Below are 14,362 nucleotides of genomic sequence, written 5' to 3'. Positions count from 1 at the left end.
CTTCTTTGCCTACTTTCTTGGCAAGACAAGAAAGTAGGTCGCCGCCCCGCAGGGGTGGTGAAACTGCAGTTGAAGTTGCCTTTGACGTTAGACCTTTGACTTACCCCAACACGCCCCAACATCACCCCTACGCAAATCCAAACTCAGCCAATCCGCCCGCAAAAGAACCACTTACCCCAAAACCGGCTCCAATAAGCCACTCCCCCGATTAACGCCGTCTCCCCACCATGCCTATCTTCCCCTCCCTCCCCGAATGGCTAACCCATCTCGAATCCGCCCACCCGGTCGGCATCGACATGGGCCTGGCGCGCATCACCCGCGTCAAGGAGGCCCTGGGGCTGCGCATCGATGCGGTGGTGTTCACCGTCGGCGGCACCAACGGCAAGGGGTCCACCTGCGCCATGCTGGAGCGCATCCTGCTTGAGGCGGGCTACAAGGTGGGTTGCCATACGTCGCCGCACCTGATGGCGTTCAACGAGCGTGCGCGCATCAATGGCGAGTTCGCCACCGACGCGCAGCTGTTGCCGCATTTCGAGGCGGTGGAGCGGGCGCGCACGAGCTTTGCGGATCCGGTGAGCCTGACGTATTTCGAGTTCACCACGCTGGCCATCATCCATGCGTTCGCCGCGGCGGGTTTGGATGCCATGATCCTGGAGGTGGGGCTGGGCGGCCGGCTGGATGCGGTGAACGTGATCGATACCGATTGCGCCATCGTGACCAGCGTGGATATCGACCACACAAATTACCTGGGCGATACGCGCGAGAAGATCGGCTACGAGAAGGCGGGGATCTTCCGTCCGGGCGTGCCGGCCATCGTGGCGGATCCGGTGCCGCCGCAGTCGGTGATCGACCATGCCGTGGCGATCGGCGCGGATCTCTGGCTGGTGGGCCGGGACTTCCATCAGCAGGCCTCCAAGGGCCAGGAGCGTCAGCAGTGGGACTGGAGTAGCCGCGAGCGCAAGCTCAACGGGCTGGGCTATCCCGCGTTGCGCGGCGCCAACCAGTTGCTCAACGCTTCGGCTGCGCTGGCGGCGCTGCAGGCGATGCGCCCGCGGCTGCCGGTGAGTGCACAGGAAGTGCGCAACGGCTTGGCCTTCGTGGAGTTGCCGGGGCGCTTCCAGGTCATGCCGGGGCGCCCGACGGTGATCCTGGATGTGGCGCATAACCCGCATGCGGCTGCCACGCTTGGCCAGAACCTCGACAACATGGGCTTCTTCCGCTACACCTACGCGGTGTTCGGCGCGATGGAGGACAAGGACATCGCCGGCGTGCTGCGGCATCTGGCCGACAGGGTCGACCACTGGTGCCTGGCTGATCTGCCGACGGCGCGCGCGGCCAGCGCGGCGGACCTGCTGGAGAAGCTGGAAGAGGGCGGTTTCCATCCGGGGCCAGATGCCACGGCAGCCTGCTTTGCCAGCCCGGAGGCGGCTTACCGGGATGCCCTCGGCAGAGCGACCGAGGATGATAGAATTCTGGTCTTCGGATCGTTCTACACCGTGGCGGGCGTGATGGCATATCGCGCCACCCGGGCAAATTGAGTCGCGCGGCCGCCGGGCAGTTTTCCGGGGCTAACACCGGGGCAAATCGCCGCGCAATCTGAGCGACAATTTCAACGGCCGGTTTTACGGCCGTCGCACCGAACCAATCTATGGGCCTGCTTTCGCTGTTTTCTTCCCGCAAGGGCAACGCCCCGGCACCGGAGCGTGGGCGCCGCTCGCGTTCGGACCCGGGGGCAGGCATCGCGTCGTCGCGGCGCCTGGCCGAGGAGTACGCGGACGACACGCTCGACCCCGAGTTTCCGCAAAAGCAGCGGGCGCGCCGGCGCCTGATCGGCGCGGTGGTGCTGATGGCGGCTGCCGTCATCGTGCTGCCGATCGTCTTCGAGACCCAGCCAAGGCCGGTCGTCGACAATATCGCGGTCAAGATCGATGGTGGCCCGGGGGGCGCCGCGGGCAAGGTGAAGCCTGATGCCCGCAAGGCGGATCCGTTGCCGCCCGCGCCGCAATCCAAGCTCGATAGCCAGGCGCTCGATGCCGGCGAGGAACTGGTTGCCGATTCGGCAGCGGCCAAGCCGGCCGCTGCGGCTACCGTCGCAGCGACCGCGGCAGCGCCTGCCGAGAAAATCGCCGACAAGCCGGCCACCCCCGCAGCCAAGCCGGGCAGCGGCAAGTTCCTGGTGCTGATCGGCGCGTTCTCCTCGGAGGAGAAGGCCAAGCTCTGGCTGAGCAAGCTCAAGGCGGGCAAGGTGCCCGCCTATATCGAGAAGAAGGTGTTGGCCGACGGCGAGCGTGTGCTGCTGCGTGCCGGTCCTTTTTCGGATCGCGACGCGGCTGACGCCGCCGAGAAGCGGGTGCGCGCCGCGGGCCTGACCGCCAAGGTGATCGAACAGTAAAGCCCGGCGCGGGCTGGTTGCCCCATGAGCCCCACTATCCTCATTACCCAGCCGCCGCACCGGGACACCGTATTACGCATGCAGCCGACTTTTTTCGATTACAGCGTTGTTTTCATCCTTATCGCCTCGGGCCTGATCGGCGTGCTGCGCGGGCTGGTGCGGGAAGTGCTATCGCTGATCGGCTGGGTGGTGGCGTTCCTGGTGGCCTACCACTTCGCCGGCACCGCGGCAGGCTGGATCCCCGAATCGGTGCCCGGTGGGCAGCTGGCGCGCAGCGCGCTGGGCTTCGCGGTGGTCTTCATCGGTACCGTGATCGCCGCGGCACTGGCCGGCACGGTGCTGGGCCAGTTGCTGGAGAGCACCGGGCTCAAGCCCGCCGACCGTGGCCTCGGGCTGGTGTTCGGGCTGCTGCGCGGCGCGCTGGTGGTGATGTTCGTGGTGACCGTGGCCGGGTTCACCAAGCTGCCTGAGGAAGCATTCTGGCGCGATGCGCTGTCCCGGCCCTACGTGATGCAGGCGATGGAGTCGCTGCGGCCCTGGCTGCCTCCCGAAGTCGCCAAATACGTCAAGACATGACATGAGGCCGGGCAGACCCGCCCGGCTGGTAGTACGCGGGCTCCTCCCTGAAGGGCGGGGCCGCCCCCTGATTCAAACGCCTTTCCTGGGAGCTTGGCATGTGCGGTATCGTCGGTGTGGTTTCATCCACGCCCGTTAACCAATTGATTTACGACAGCCTGCTGCTGTTGCAACACCGCGGACAGGATGCAGCCGGCATCGCTACCGCAAACGGCAGCACCTTCCACATGCACAAGGCCAACGGCCTGGTGCGCGACGTGTTTCGCACGCGCAATATGCGCGGCCTGCCGGGTGCCGCCGGCATCGGCCAGGTGCGTTACCCCACCGCCGGTTCGGCCTCGAGCGAGGAAGAAGCCCAACCGTTCTACGTCAATGCGCCCTACGGCGTGATCCTGGCCCACAACGGCAACCTGACCAACTGGAAACAGTTGCACGAGGAGCTGTTCAGCCGCGACCGCCGCCACATCAACACGCACTCCGACACCGAAGTGCTGCTCAACGTGCTGGCCGACGAGCTGCAGCGTGCCAGCAGCGGCCTGGCGCTGGATCCGCCCACGATCTTCAAGGCCGTGGCCGGCATGCACCGCCGCGTGCGTGGCTCGTACGCCATCGCCGCGCAGATCGCTGGCTACGGCATGCTGGCCGTGCGCGATCCGTTTGGCATCCGTCCGTTGTGCCTGGGCAGCGTGGAAACGCCGACCGGCAAGGAGTGGATGGTGGCGTCGGAGTCGGTGGCGCTCGAAGGCATCGGCTACAAGCTCGAGCGCGATGTGGAGCCTGGCGAGGCTATCTTCATCGACCTCGACGGCAAGCTCTACACCCAGCAGTGCGCGGATAATCCCGTGCTTACGCCGTGCATCTTCGAGTACGTCTACCTGGCCCGCCCGGATTCGTGCATCGATGGCGTGCCCGTCTACGACGCGCGCCTGCGCATGGGCGACTACCTGGCCGAGAAGATCCGCCGCGAAGTCTCCGCGGGTGACATCGACGTGGTGATGCCGATTCCCGACTCCAGCCGTCCGGCCGCGATGCAGGTGGCCAACAAGCTGGGCGTGAACTACCGCGAGGGCTTCTTCAAGAACCGTTATATCGGCCGCACCTTCATCATGCCCGGCCAGGCGGTGCGCAAGAAGTCGGTGCGCCAGAAGCTCAACGCCATGGGCGTGGAGTTCAAGGGCAAGAACGTGCTGATCGTGGACGATTCCATCGTGCGCGGCACCACGTCTTTCGAGATCGTGCAGATGGCGCGCGAAGCCGGCGCCAACAAGGTGATCTTTGCCTCGGCTGCGCCGCCGGTGAAGTTCCCCAACGTGTACGGCATTGATATGCCCACCCGCAGCGAGCTGGTTGCCTATGGCCGCACGGATGAAGAAATCGCCCGCATCATCGGCGCCGACAAGCTGGTTTACCAGGACGTCGAAGCCATGAAGCAGGCCGTGCGTGACATCAACCCCAAGCTGAACGACTTCGATGCCTCGTGTTTCGATGGCCGTTACGTCACAGGTGATATCGACGAAGCCTACCTGGAGCGCCTGGAAACCGCGCGCAGCCAGGCCGATCGCGATGGCACCGGTGGCCTTGGCGATAGCGAGCGCTCGCAACTGCACTTGCAACGCTCCGGCGGCAACGAGTAAGACGGCGCACGCCCGCAATCGCCGTGATGACCGGCGTGGAGTTGACGAGAAGCGAGGCCCGGCCGTAACATTGCCGGGCGTCGATTTGATTGTCAGCTTGCGGACGCGGGTACTGCCGGAGCGATAGGTTGATCGTTGGTGTTGATCATTGCTCGCGGAACAGGAAATTGCCCGTCACAGGGAAATGCCCGAAACAGCTAAAGCGGAACGCCGGCTTCCCGGTTGTGCCCACCACAGGCACATTGGCAAGCTGGATTCCCGCCGCAGCGCGGGGCCTATCCCAACGAACACAAGCAGCCCGTCGATTCGGCCCCCGGCCAAAGATCGCACGGGCTTTTTTATTGCTGCCGCCGGCGCGCAGCCGGGGCAGCCAGGCTACCACCACTTACACGGATAACCGCGCGGGTACCACCGCCTCCCCATCATGAACGAACCGCTTCCCCTCGACTCCCTTGGCATCGATACGCTTGGCGTGCGTGCCGGCACCATGCGCAGCGAGTTCATGGAGCACTCGGAGGCGATGTACCTGACCTCCAGCTTCTGCTTCAACAGCGCTGCCGAGGCCGCGGAGCGCTTCGCCAATTCGGAGTCGGGCTTCACCTACTCGCGCTTCACCAACCCCACGGTAGCGATGTTCCAGAGCCGCCTGGCGGCGCTGGAAGGCGCCGAGGCGTGCATGGCAACCGCATCCGGGATGAGCGCGATCATGTCGATCGTGATGTCTGCGATGCAAGCGGGCGATCACCTGGTCAGCTCGCGCGCCATCTTCGGCTCCACCATGACGCTGTTCTCCAACATCTTCGCCAAATTCGGCGTGGAAACCACCTTTGTCGATGGCACCGACCTGGCGGCCTGGCGCGCGGCGGTCAAGCCGAACACCAAGCTGTTCTTCCTGGAAACGCCGTCCAACCCCCTCACCGAAGTGGCCGACATCGCCGCGGTGGCGGACATTGCCCACAACGCTGGCGCGCTGCTGGTGGTGGATAACTGCTTCTGTTCGCCGGCGTTGCAGCAGCCGATGAAATTCGGCGCCGATATCGTGGTCCACTCGGCCACCAAGCATATCGACGGGCAGGGCCGCGTGCTGGGCGGCGCGGTGCTGGGCTCGCACGATTTCATCATGGGCAAGGTGTTCCCCTTCGTGCGCACGGCCGGGCCGACGCTGTCGGCATTCAACGCCTGGGTGCTGCTCAAGGGCATGGAAACGCTGGCGATCCGCATGGAGCGCCACAGCCAGAGCGCGCTGGCACTGGCCGAGTTCCTGGAGTCGCATCCGGCGGTCGCGCGCGTATATCACCCGGCGCTGAAGTCCCACCCGCAGTACGAGGTGGCCCAGCGCCAGCAAAGCGGCGGCGGCGGCGCCATCGTGTCGTTCGAACTCAAGGGGGATACCCCGGAGCAGCAGCGCGCCAATGCCTGGCGCGTGATCGACAACACGCGCGTGTGCTCGATCACCGGCAACCTGGGCGATACGCGCACCACCGTGACCCATCCCTACACGACCACGCATGGACGCGTCAGCCCGCAAGCCAAGGCGGCCGCGGGCATCGGCGAAGGGCTGATCCGCCTGGCTGTCGGCCTCGAATCGGTAGCAGACCTGAAGGCGGACTTGCTGCGCGGCCTGCAGGGCTGAAGCGTCAGGGCGCCAAGGCGCCCGAGCGCTCAGTGCGCCGGCACGGCGTCGTCGCCGCTGCCGGCCACGGCCTTGACCCCGGCCTTGGTCACGTCGTAGGTCGTCTCGACCACGGTCGATCCCACGCTCACTGCCGCGGAGCCAACCGTGGCCACGGTAGAGACCGCAGCACTGCCCACTGCCACAGTGGCGCCAACCACGCTGCAAGCGGCCATTGCGCCGCACAGGCTCAAAGCGGCCAACGTTGCAGCAGCGCGCATGACGCGGCTCTCCTGCGGCTCTTTCTTCGCTGGCGCGACGCGGACGTACATTGGAAATGGCATGGACACTGCTCGCGCTTGCGGGACGGTGGAGGTGATGTGGGCGGCCGGCCTCAGGTTTCCAGGGACACCGGACACCTTGCGCCGTGCCCGGCATCATACTCTCCCCCGGGCCGCTCGCTACCGCTATTCGCCCGCCAGCGCCACCACCGGATCCAGCCCCGCCGCCCACGTTGAGCGCCAAGGAGACGTCCCGCGCCAGGGGCAATGTCCGGCGCGGGCGCTCGCGGCAGTCCCTTCCCTCTACCGCAACCTCAGCGCAGCAAGCGCCGGCGCAGCAGCATCAGCGCCACGACCAGCGCCACGGCTGCGTAGGCACCGAGCACGATCAGGTGCAGCGCCAGGTTGTCGACCGGGCGCCCCAGCATGATGGGGCGGATCAACGCCACGGCATGCGCCAGCGGCAGCACCTGCGTGGCGGCCTGCGCGCCTGCGGGCAATTGCTCCAGCGGGAAGAACACGCCGGAGAGCAGCAGCATCGGCGTCATCACCAGCGTCTGGTAGAACATGAAGAAGTCGTAGCTGGGCGCCAGCGCCGTGACGATCATGGCCAGGCTGGCAAACGCGATGCCCGCCAGCACGATCACGGGCAGCGCCAGCAGCGCGCCCGGCAACTGCGCATAACCCAGCACGCCGGCCACCAGCATGATGGCCATGCCCGACAGCACCGCCTTGCTCGCGGCCCACATGATCTCGCCCAGCACCACGTCGCCGAGCGTCAGCGGCGCATGCATGATGGCTTCCCAGGTGCGCTGTACATGCATGCGCGAGAAGGCGGAATACATCGACTCGAAGCTCGCCGACATCATCACGCTGGACGCCGTGGTGCCAGCCGCGAGAAAGGCGATGTAGGACACGCCGTTGACCTGTCCCACCAGCAGGCCGAGCCCGAGGCCAAGCCCGAACAGGTAAATCATCGGATCGGCCAGGTTGCCGATCATCGAGGGAATCGCCAGCTTTTTCCACACCATGAAGTTGCGGTACCAGACCATGGTCCAGTTGCGCATGTTCATCGGCAGCAGCGGCTGCGGGTAATGCTGCCGCGGCGCGGCGCCAGGGCGCGCCGCGGTGGCGGCGGCCGGCGCGACGGCGGGGCGGGGGTCTTGTTCGCTCATGTTCATTCCGTTGTCAGTCTGGCCTCAGTCCCGCATCTCGCGGCCGGTCAGCTTGAGGAAGACGTCTTCCAGGTTGGCGGGGCGGTGCAGGTAACGCACGCCACTGCGGCCGTGCAGCGCCGCCAGCAATGGCGCGGGCTCCTTGACGTAGCAAAACAGCGTCTCACCGCTCATCTCTGTGCGCGTCGCAAGCGGGTGCAGCTCGCCGCGCAGGGGCGCCAGGTTGTCGCCATACACTTCCACCACGTCGCAGCCGATCTGGCTGTCGATCAGTTCATGCGGCTTGCCTTCGGCAATCTTGCGGCCGCTGTCGATCACGCACAGGTAGTTGCACAGGCGCTCGGCTTCTTCCATGAAGTGCGTGGTCAGCAGGATGGTCTTGCCGTTGGCCAACAGCGACTTCAGGCGCTCCCAGATCAGGTGGCGCGCCTGCGGGTCCAGCCCCGTGGTGGGCTCGTCCATCACCAGCAGGTCGGGGTCGTTGATCAAGGCGCGCGCCACCGTCAGCCGCCGGCGCATGCCGCCCGACAGGTCTCTTACCTGCGCCTTGGCACGGCTCTCCAGTCGCGCGAATTCCAGCAGCGCCGGCACGCGCGCCTCGATCACGGCGCGCTCCAGGCCGAAGTAACGGCCAAAGATGCGCAGGTTCTCCACCACGGTGAAATCGGGATCGAGGTTATCGAACTGCGGCACCACGCCCACCCGCATGCGGGCCTGCGGCGCACGTTGTGGAATCGGCTCGCCGCACAGCGTGAGCGTGCCGGACGCCGGCGTGGTCAGTCCCAGCAGCAAGCGCAGCGTGGTGGTCTTGCCGGCGCCGTTCGGGCCCAGCAGGCCGAAGCACTGGCCGCGCTGCACGCTCAGGCTGAGATCGTCGACCACGACGGTGTCGCCGTATTGCTTGCTTACATTGCGTAGTTCAAGAATGGCAGTCAAGGCAGGAGCGGGAGTTGGGCGCGCCGCGGGCGCAATATCCATCATTATGCAGGCAGCTGCGCGGATGCTCTGTGGCGCGCTGCAGCAAGAATTCGTGGATGCGGTTATCTTGCTGGTTCGCGCCGGGGCGCGCCTGCCGGAAAAAGTGGCTGCGTGCACGGGACACAAAAACAGATCAGAGCGGATCATGGAGACAAAGCAGATGAGTGCGCAAGACACCCTGGCACAGTGGCAGGAGGCGGAACGACTGGCGCGCGCCAGGCTGGGAGGACCGGGTGTGGCAACGCTCGCGCAGTTGAGCGAACGTGCCGGGCTGCAGTTCTTCGAGGACATGCTGGCCGGCAAGCTGCCGGGTGCGCCGATTGCGCAACTGATGGACTTCTTCCCGGTGGAGTTCGAAGCGGGACGCTTCGTCTTCCAGGGCACACCTGGCCCCCAGCATTACAACCCGATCGGCAGCGTGCACGGTGGCTATGCCGCGACCTTGCTCGATTCCTGCGTGGGTTGCGCTGTCCATACCATGCTGCCGGCCGGCAAGGGCTACACCACCCTGGAGCTGAAGGTGAACTACGTGCGCCCGCTGACCGCCAAGACCGGTCCGATTCGCGCGGAGGGCAAGGTCATCAGCCTGACCACGCAGATCGGGATTGCCGAGGGCCGCATCGTCGACACGCAGGGCAAGCTCTACGCTTACGCCACTACCACCTGCCTGGTTTTTCCGATGCCGGCTGGCTGAGACGTGGCAGGGCCGGCGCCACTGTCACCGGCAAGCCACGTTGCTTATACTGATGCGTCACCCGCAGGGTGCCCAATCAACGAAACCTGGAGTTGCAATGTCCTTCGAGCACTGGCTGGCCTTTGTGTTGACAAGCATCGTCGTACTGATCATTCCCGGCCCGACCATCCTGCTGGTGATTGGCGATGCGCTTGCCCATCGTGGCCGCTCCGCCTATGCCACCGTGGCTGGCGTTGCTGCGGGCGACCTGACCGCGTTCACGCTGTCGATGGCCGGCCTCGGCGCAGTGCTGGCCACCTCGGCGGCCTTGTTCACGGCATTGAAGTGGGCCGGTGCGGCTTATCTTGTCTACCTGGGCATCCAGGCCTTGCGCGGCGCCTCGCGTGCCGGCGCCATGGCGGTCACGGCACAGTCCGGGAGCAGCCGCCAGCGCTTTGCCAAGGCATGGCTGGTCACCGCGCTGAATCCCAAGAGCATCGTGTTCTTCGTGGCCTTCGTGCCGCAGTTCCTTGACGCGCGCCTGGCCTTCTGGCCGCAGGCCGTGGTGCTGATTCCCACCTTCGTGGTGATGGCGACCGCCAACGCGGCTGTCTACGCGCTGCTGGCGCGTGCGCTGGCCAAGCGCCTCACTACCCAGCGCGCCCAGGCCAATGTACAGCGCGCGGGCGGCATCACGTTGATTGGTGCGGGCGCGCTGATTGCGGCGCGCAGCTGACGCGGGGGGGCGTTGCCGACCAAGCGGGCCGCCATGCATAGTGCGGCCTGTTTGTTGCCAGTCGCAGCGGCAAGTGCCGTAGCATTAACGCGAGGCAACGCGGCAGTAGCACATACGTGCGTCTGGAACCATTAAAAAGCGAAGAGGGGAGTAAAAGTGCTGGCCGTGTCGCACGCAAAGGGCGAACGCAAGCATAGCGCCGGCCGCGCTCGATCCGATTGGAGCGATGGGCAGGGCGGTATCAGGGCCGGTCGGCGGTTGTCAGGCCACGAAGGGCCGGACATCCGACGGCGCCGCTAAAACAAGAAAAATCCGCCAGGCAATGACTGGCGGATTTATGCGGCCTGCGGCAGAAACGCGTCGAAGCGCGCTCGCCGCTTGCTGTGCCGAATCAGTACATCTTCTTCGGCAACATCTGCATGCGCAGGCGTTTGCGAAGGCGCGATTCCGCGGCTTTCTTCTTGCGCTTGCGCTCGGTCGTGGGCTTCTCGTAAGCGGTACGGCTCTTGAGTTCAACGATCAGGCCGGTCTGGAGGATGGCCCGACGGAAACGCCGCATTGCAACTTCAACGGGCTCACCTGGTTTCAAGACGATCTTAGTCAATTCTGTCCTTTAGCTTTGCCGCAAAGCGGCGGGTTCAAACGGGGGAAACATTGGCCGCTTCAGGACCCTTCTTGCCCTGTTGCGACTGGTATTGCACTCGCTGGTTATCTTGCAGCGGAGCACCCCCGCGAACCTGAGAGATGTGGACGAACAAGTCCTTGCCACCAGCGTCCGGGGTGATGAAGCCAAAACCCTTCTGGGCGTTGAAGAACTTGACGGTACCAGTTTCCATGGAAAAATCCTTTTTTGAGCGCAAAGAATGCGCCCACTTGCTTTTACACGTTTACGTAAACGCTGTCAAGAAAGCGTGCCGGAAAAGCTATGCAAATCCGTCAGGGTGGCGTATAGTACGCCCCTCTGACGCGGGGTGGAGCAGTTGGCAGCTCGTCGGGCTCATAACCCGAAGGTCGCAGGTTCAAGTCCTGCCCCCGCAACCAGACCGTATTCTACTAAAAAGCCTGCCCGGAGTCCCGGCAGGCTTTTTGTTTTGTTGCGCGGGCAGATTCCGTCACTACCGCGTTACGACTGCGCCGTCAGGCCGGAAAACGCCATCGCCAGCCAGCCGGCGGCGGCGCAGGCGCCCATCCACGCGAGCAGTACGGTAACAATCGTCGACCATTTCATGGGGGGCGGCTCCTCAACTCGCCGGCTTGCCGGGCGTGGCGGGCTCGTCCATGGCTGGCAAGCTGATCACAAAGCGCGCGCCGCCCGCGCTGCTGCTGTCCAGCCTGACCTGGCCGCCATGCAGCAGCGCGATGCGCCGCACAATGGCCAGCCCCAGGCCGAACCCCCCGGTATGACGGTTGCGGCTGGAATCGGGCCTGTGGAAGGGCTCGAAAATGCGGGCGCGCTCCTCCGGCGCAATGCCGGGGCCATCGTCCTCCACCGTCAGGGTCAAGGCGCCTGCCGCGTCGGTCTCGGCGTGCAAGTGGATGGCGCTGCGCGCGTAGCGGGTGGCGTTGCGGCAGAGGTTGAGCAGCGCCCGCGCCACCAGCCGCGGATCGCAGACGTGATGGGGCGCCGGGCCGCTGGCGTAGGCCGACAGCGTGAGCTTGTTATCCGCCACCTCGTCGGCCACGCTGGCCGCGACACTGTCGATCAGCTCACTCACTGATACGCGCATCAGCATCATCGGCGCCGCGCCTTGCTCGAGCTGGCCTAGCGTCAGCAGCTCGGTGACCAGCTCGTCGAGCTCGCGCACGTCGCGGCGCAGGTCTTCCAGCCGCAGCACCTGGCGTGCCTGCTCCGCTTCGCCGGTGCCGGCCGACTGCAGCAGCGCGATGCCGAACTCCAGCCGCGCGATGGGCGTCTTCAGCTCGTGCGAGATGCCGTGCATCATTTCGCGCTGGTGCACGATCGAGGCTTCGATCTGTTCGGCCATCTCATTGAATTGCCTGGCGAGTGCGGAGATGTTGGAGCGCCGGGGCAGGTTGGCCCGGGTCGACAGCTTGCCGTTGCCGAAATCCCTTGCCGCCTGCTGCAGCTTGTCCAGGTCGCGCCAGTGGTACCACACCCAGGCGATGATCGACAGCAAGGTGGCGAGGGCGATCAAGCCGTAGGCCAGCACCGAGATGTTGGTGTGGTCATCTTCCACGCTGTACGCGTGCAGGATCTGGCCATCGCGCAGCGGCAGGTAGTAGTTCTGGGCGTCCTGGCTCAGCACCAGCTTGCCGGCGGCTAGGTCGCTGCGCTGCTGCGCATCGAGATGCGTCAGGCTGGCGGCGTCGACCAGGTCAAACATCTCGCGCGAGTGCTTTTGCAGGATGGCAAGCGCGGCTTCGCGCTCGGGGCCCCGTTGCGGCCCGAGGAATTGGGAGAGCGTAAAGGCATAACCCTTGCGGCTTTCCCGTTCGGTCTCGGTGAAATGCTCATGGAACAGCGGGATAAACGTGTTGTTGATGACGGTCACTGCCCCGGCCGCGGCCAGGATCACCAGCAGATAGAGCTTGAGTAGCGAGCGGACCATTCATTCCTCCCATGCCGACGGGCTGAACAGGTAGCCGCGGCCCCAGATGGTCTTGATCTTGTGCGGCTCGGGCGAGGCATCCTCGAAGCGGCGGCGCAGCCGCGAGATGCCGGAGTCGACGGTGCGGTCGATGCCATCGAACTCGATGCCGCGCAATGCCTTGAGGATGTCGTCGCGGCTCAGCACGGTGCCGGCGGCGCGCGCCAGGATCAGCAGCAGGTTGAACTCGGTGGTTTTCAGGTCCACCTCCTGTCCGCGCCATGTCACCTGCCGGTTCGGCGGCGAGATCACCAGCGCGCCGAATACCAGTTCATGGTCCCGTTGCGCCGGCGTGGCGGTCTCGGCAACCCGCTCTGCGGCGGCTCGCCGTAGCAGGGCGCGGGCGCGCGCCACCAGCAGCCTCGGCTCGATGGGCTTGACCACATAGTCGTCGGCGCCGATCTCCAGCCCCGCCACCTGGTCATACGTATCGACGCGCGCGGTCAGGATCAGCACGGGCACACGCGAGAAAGCGCGAATGCCGCGGCACACCTCCATGCCATCCATATGCGGCAGCATCAGGTCGAGGATGACCAGTGCCGGCCGCAGGGCCTGGACGGCGGCCACCGCGATATCGCCGCGCCGCACCACCTCCACCACGAATTCGTAGTTGCCCAGATATTCGCTGACAAGCTGCGCGAGGCGATCATCGTCCTCGACCAGTAATACCTTGTACTTGGCCATGGTATCGCTCATGACAGGGCTCCCCGGGGCAGAAAAGTGCCGATTCTATCCGGCGAACGACTTGGTTTGGGTGCCGGAGACGCTTCAAGACAAATTTGCACAATTGAACAAGATTTCGCGCGATTTCAGGACAGACAGCCCGGCGCGCCATCCCTAATCTGCGTGCTTCGACATCAAGGCGGAGCATCTGTGCAAGAGCAAACAAGAAATCAGGGGGGTGTGGCAAGGTTGCCGGCAGCGTGCAAAGGCGTGCTTCTCGTGGCCGCGCTGGCGAGCCTGTGCCCGGCAGCGCATGCGGAAAGAACCTATTCCGTTGGCCTGGCCGCCGGCGCCGCACCGCGCTATGCGGGAAGCCGCGACTACCGGGCTGTCGGCGCACCAATACTGCGCGCCGACTTCGGCAACGGTGCCTTCATCGATATGCTGCAAGGCGCTGGCTATACCTACAAGTTCGGCAACGGCATGTTTGCCACCGCCTCGCTCGGCTACGCGCTGGGCCGTACCGACAAGAACCGCGCGGACCTGCCTGGCTCCGATCACCTGAAGGGCATGGGCGATATTCGCGGCTCGCTGATGGGCGCGTTTCAGCTTGGCGCGCGCGTGTACGGCGACACCACATTGAGCGTGACGCTGGACGCGCCGCTGACGCATCGCGAACGCGGGCTGAGCGGGCACATTGACCTGGTCGTGCCGGTGATCCAGTCGGGCGCGCACATGGTGACGCTCGGTCCGAGCGTGCATTACGGCTCGGGCCGCTACATGCAGACCCTGTTCGGCGTGACCGATGCGCAGGCCGCCAACAGTGCCTTCAGCGCGTACGCCCCAAAGGCCGGATTCGATGCCGCGACGCTGTCGCTCGCGTGGAACTACACCCTCTCCAAGGAATGGTCGGTGCGCACCCTGGTTGCTGCGACACGCCTGCTGGGGGATGCAGCGAAAAGCCCGATCGTGCAGAGCAAGCAGTCGTACTTCGGCATGAGCTCGATCAACTATACGTTCTGAGGAGAACGCC

15 protein-coding genes and 1 tRNA gene are annotated in these 14,362 nt (G+C 65.3%); 9 read left to right on the top strand and 7 right to left on the bottom strand.

The window, feature by feature from the left end:
* Positions 1–227 precede the first annotated feature (227 nt).
* From folC to AC1Q7Q_RS18150, 5 genes are all read left to right on the top strand, one after another.
* Complete coding sequence (gene folC, locus AC1Q7Q_RS18170; RefSeq protein WP_492376265.1) at positions 228–1,538, top strand: bifunctional tetrahydrofolate synthase/dihydrofolate synthase; 1,311 nt, start codon at positions 228–230, stop codon at positions 1,536–1,538.
* A 110-nt stretch (positions 1,539–1,648) separates the two neighbouring features.
* The gene (locus tag AC1Q7Q_RS18165; RefSeq protein ID WP_150983122.1) at positions 1,649–2,392 is read left to right on the top strand and encodes an SPOR domain-containing protein; all 744 of its coding nucleotides are present in this window, start codon (positions 1,649–1,651) and stop codon (positions 2,390–2,392) included.
* A 78-nt stretch (positions 2,393–2,470) separates the two neighbouring features.
* Positions 2,471–2,968, top strand: coding sequence for a CvpA family protein (locus AC1Q7Q_RS18160; protein WP_183034345.1), 498 nt, complete (start codon positions 2,471–2,473; stop codon positions 2,966–2,968).
* Between the two features lie 98 nt (positions 2,969–3,066).
* Entirely contained in the window at positions 3,067–4,602 is a 1,536-nt protein-coding gene (gene purF, locus AC1Q7Q_RS18155) for an amidophosphoribosyltransferase (RefSeq protein WP_492376264.1), read from the top strand.
* 424 nt (positions 4,603–5,026) lie between these two features.
* Entirely contained in the window at positions 5,027–6,235 is a 1,209-nt protein-coding gene (locus AC1Q7Q_RS18150) for an O-succinylhomoserine sulfhydrylase (protein WP_492376263.1), read from the top strand.
* A 29-nt stretch (positions 6,236–6,264) separates the two neighbouring features.
* Here the strand turns inward: AC1Q7Q_RS18150 and AC1Q7Q_RS18145 are convergent, their stop codons facing one another.
* From AC1Q7Q_RS18145 to nodI, 3 genes are all read right to left on the bottom strand, one after another.
* Positions 6,265–6,495, bottom strand: coding sequence for a hypothetical protein (locus AC1Q7Q_RS18145; RefSeq protein WP_174425061.1), 231 nt, complete (start codon positions 6,493–6,495; stop codon positions 6,265–6,267).
* Positions 6,496–6,809: 314 nt separating this feature from the next.
* Positions 6,810–7,670, bottom strand: coding sequence for an ABC transporter permease (locus AC1Q7Q_RS18140; protein WP_492376262.1), 861 nt, complete (start codon positions 7,668–7,670; stop codon positions 6,810–6,812).
* A gap of 24 nt (positions 7,671–7,694) precedes the next feature.
* Positions 7,695–8,606 (bottom strand): nodulation factor ABC transporter ATP-binding protein NodI, encoded by a 912-nt coding sequence (nodI, locus tag AC1Q7Q_RS18135; protein ID WP_492376261.1) that lies wholly within the window; start codon positions 8,604–8,606, stop codon positions 7,695–7,697.
* Positions 8,607–8,808: 202 nt separating this feature from the next.
* Between nodI and AC1Q7Q_RS18130 the strand changes: the two genes are divergently transcribed.
* Both AC1Q7Q_RS18130 and AC1Q7Q_RS18125 read left to right on the top strand, forming a co-directional pair.
* On the top strand, positions 8,809–9,342 hold the full coding sequence (locus tag AC1Q7Q_RS18130) for a PaaI family thioesterase (RefSeq protein ID WP_174425065.1): 534 nt from the start codon (positions 8,809–8,811) through the stop codon (positions 9,340–9,342).
* A gap of 97 nt (positions 9,343–9,439) precedes the next feature.
* The gene (locus AC1Q7Q_RS18125) at positions 9,440–10,057 is read left to right on the top strand and encodes a LysE family translocator (protein ID WP_174425066.1); all 618 of its coding nucleotides are present in this window, start codon (positions 9,440–9,442) and stop codon (positions 10,055–10,057) included.
* Positions 10,058–10,448: 391 nt separating this feature from the next.
* Here AC1Q7Q_RS18125 and rpsU read toward each other — a convergent pair whose 3' ends face one another.
* Together rpsU and AC1Q7Q_RS18115 are read right to left on the bottom strand one after the other, a co-directional pair.
* Positions 10,449–10,661 carry a 30S ribosomal protein S21 gene (gene rpsU / locus AC1Q7Q_RS18120; protein WP_006158571.1) on the bottom strand — a complete coding sequence of 71 codons (213 nt, stop codon included), beginning with the start codon at positions 10,659–10,661 and terminating at the stop codon, positions 10,449–10,451.
* Between the two features lie 34 nt (positions 10,662–10,695).
* A complete protein-coding gene (locus tag AC1Q7Q_RS18115) occupies positions 10,696–10,893 on the bottom strand; it encodes a cold-shock protein (RefSeq protein WP_006158572.1) in 198 nt (65 codons plus the stop codon).
* Between the two features lie 129 nt (positions 10,894–11,022).
* Here AC1Q7Q_RS18115 and AC1Q7Q_RS18110 point away from each other — a divergent pair.
* Positions 11,023–11,098, top strand: a tRNA-Met gene (locus AC1Q7Q_RS18110).
* Between the two features lie 200 nt (positions 11,099–11,298).
* On the opposite strand, the gene AC1Q7Q_RS18105 is transcribed toward AC1Q7Q_RS18110, so the two are convergent.
* Positions 11,299–12,627, bottom strand: a complete 1,329-nt coding sequence (locus tag AC1Q7Q_RS18105; protein ID WP_492376260.1) for an ATP-binding protein — start codon at positions 12,625–12,627, stop codon at positions 11,299–11,301.
* Complete coding sequence (locus AC1Q7Q_RS18100; protein ID WP_150983133.1) at positions 12,628–13,362, bottom strand: response regulator; 735 nt, start codon at positions 13,360–13,362, stop codon at positions 12,628–12,630.
* Between the two features lie 237 nt (positions 13,363–13,599).
* Between AC1Q7Q_RS18100 and AC1Q7Q_RS18095 the strand changes: the two genes are divergently transcribed.
* Entirely contained in the window at positions 13,600–14,352 is a 753-nt protein-coding gene (locus AC1Q7Q_RS18095) for a MipA/OmpV family protein (RefSeq protein ID WP_492376259.1), read from the top strand.
* The last annotated feature ends 10 nt before the right edge of the window (positions 14,353–14,362 follow it).

It is taken from the genome of Cupriavidus sp. GW823-FHT07A04 (assembly GCF_058794615.1).
This window is presented reverse-complemented; position numbering and strand designations above follow the sequence as displayed.

Bases quoted from the DNA above. Each gene is read 5' to 3' on its own strand.
- AC1Q7Q_RS18145 (WP_174425061.1), bottom strand. From the start codon at position 6,495: ATGCGCGCTGCTGCAACGTTGGCCGCTTTGAGCCTGTGCGGCGCAATG.
- AC1Q7Q_RS18125 (WP_174425066.1), top strand. From the start codon at position 9,440: ATGTCCTTCGAGCACTGGCTGGCCTTTGTGTTGACAAGCATCGTCGTA.
- AC1Q7Q_RS18105 (WP_492376260.1), bottom strand. From the start codon at position 12,627: ATGGTCCGCTCGCTACTCAAGCTCTATCTGCTGGTGATCCTGGCCGCG.
- AC1Q7Q_RS18115 (WP_006158572.1), bottom strand. From the start codon at position 10,893: ATGGAAACTGGTACCGTCAAGTTCTTCAACGCCCAGAAGGGTTTTGGC.
- AC1Q7Q_RS18130 (WP_174425065.1), top strand. From the start codon at position 8,809: ATGAGTGCGCAAGACACCCTGGCACAGTGGCAGGAGGCGGAACGACTG.
- AC1Q7Q_RS18165 (WP_150983122.1), top strand. From the start codon at position 1,649: ATGGGCCTGCTTTCGCTGTTTTCTTCCCGCAAGGGCAACGCCCCGGCA.
- AC1Q7Q_RS18100 (WP_150983133.1), bottom strand. From the start codon at position 13,362: ATGAGCGATACCATGGCCAAGTACAAGGTATTACTGGTCGAGGACGAT.
- folC (WP_492376265.1), top strand. From the start codon at position 228: ATGCCTATCTTCCCCTCCCTCCCCGAATGGCTAACCCATCTCGAATCC.
- purF (WP_492376264.1), top strand. From the start codon at position 3,067: ATGTGCGGTATCGTCGGTGTGGTTTCATCCACGCCCGTTAACCAATTG.
- AC1Q7Q_RS18160 (WP_183034345.1), top strand. From the start codon at position 2,471: ATGCAGCCGACTTTTTTCGATTACAGCGTTGTTTTCATCCTTATCGCC.
- AC1Q7Q_RS18140 (WP_492376262.1), bottom strand. From the start codon at position 7,670: ATGAGCGAACAAGACCCCCGCCCCGCCGTCGCGCCGGCCGCCGCCACC.
- AC1Q7Q_RS18150 (WP_492376263.1), top strand. From the start codon at position 5,027: ATGAACGAACCGCTTCCCCTCGACTCCCTTGGCATCGATACGCTTGGC.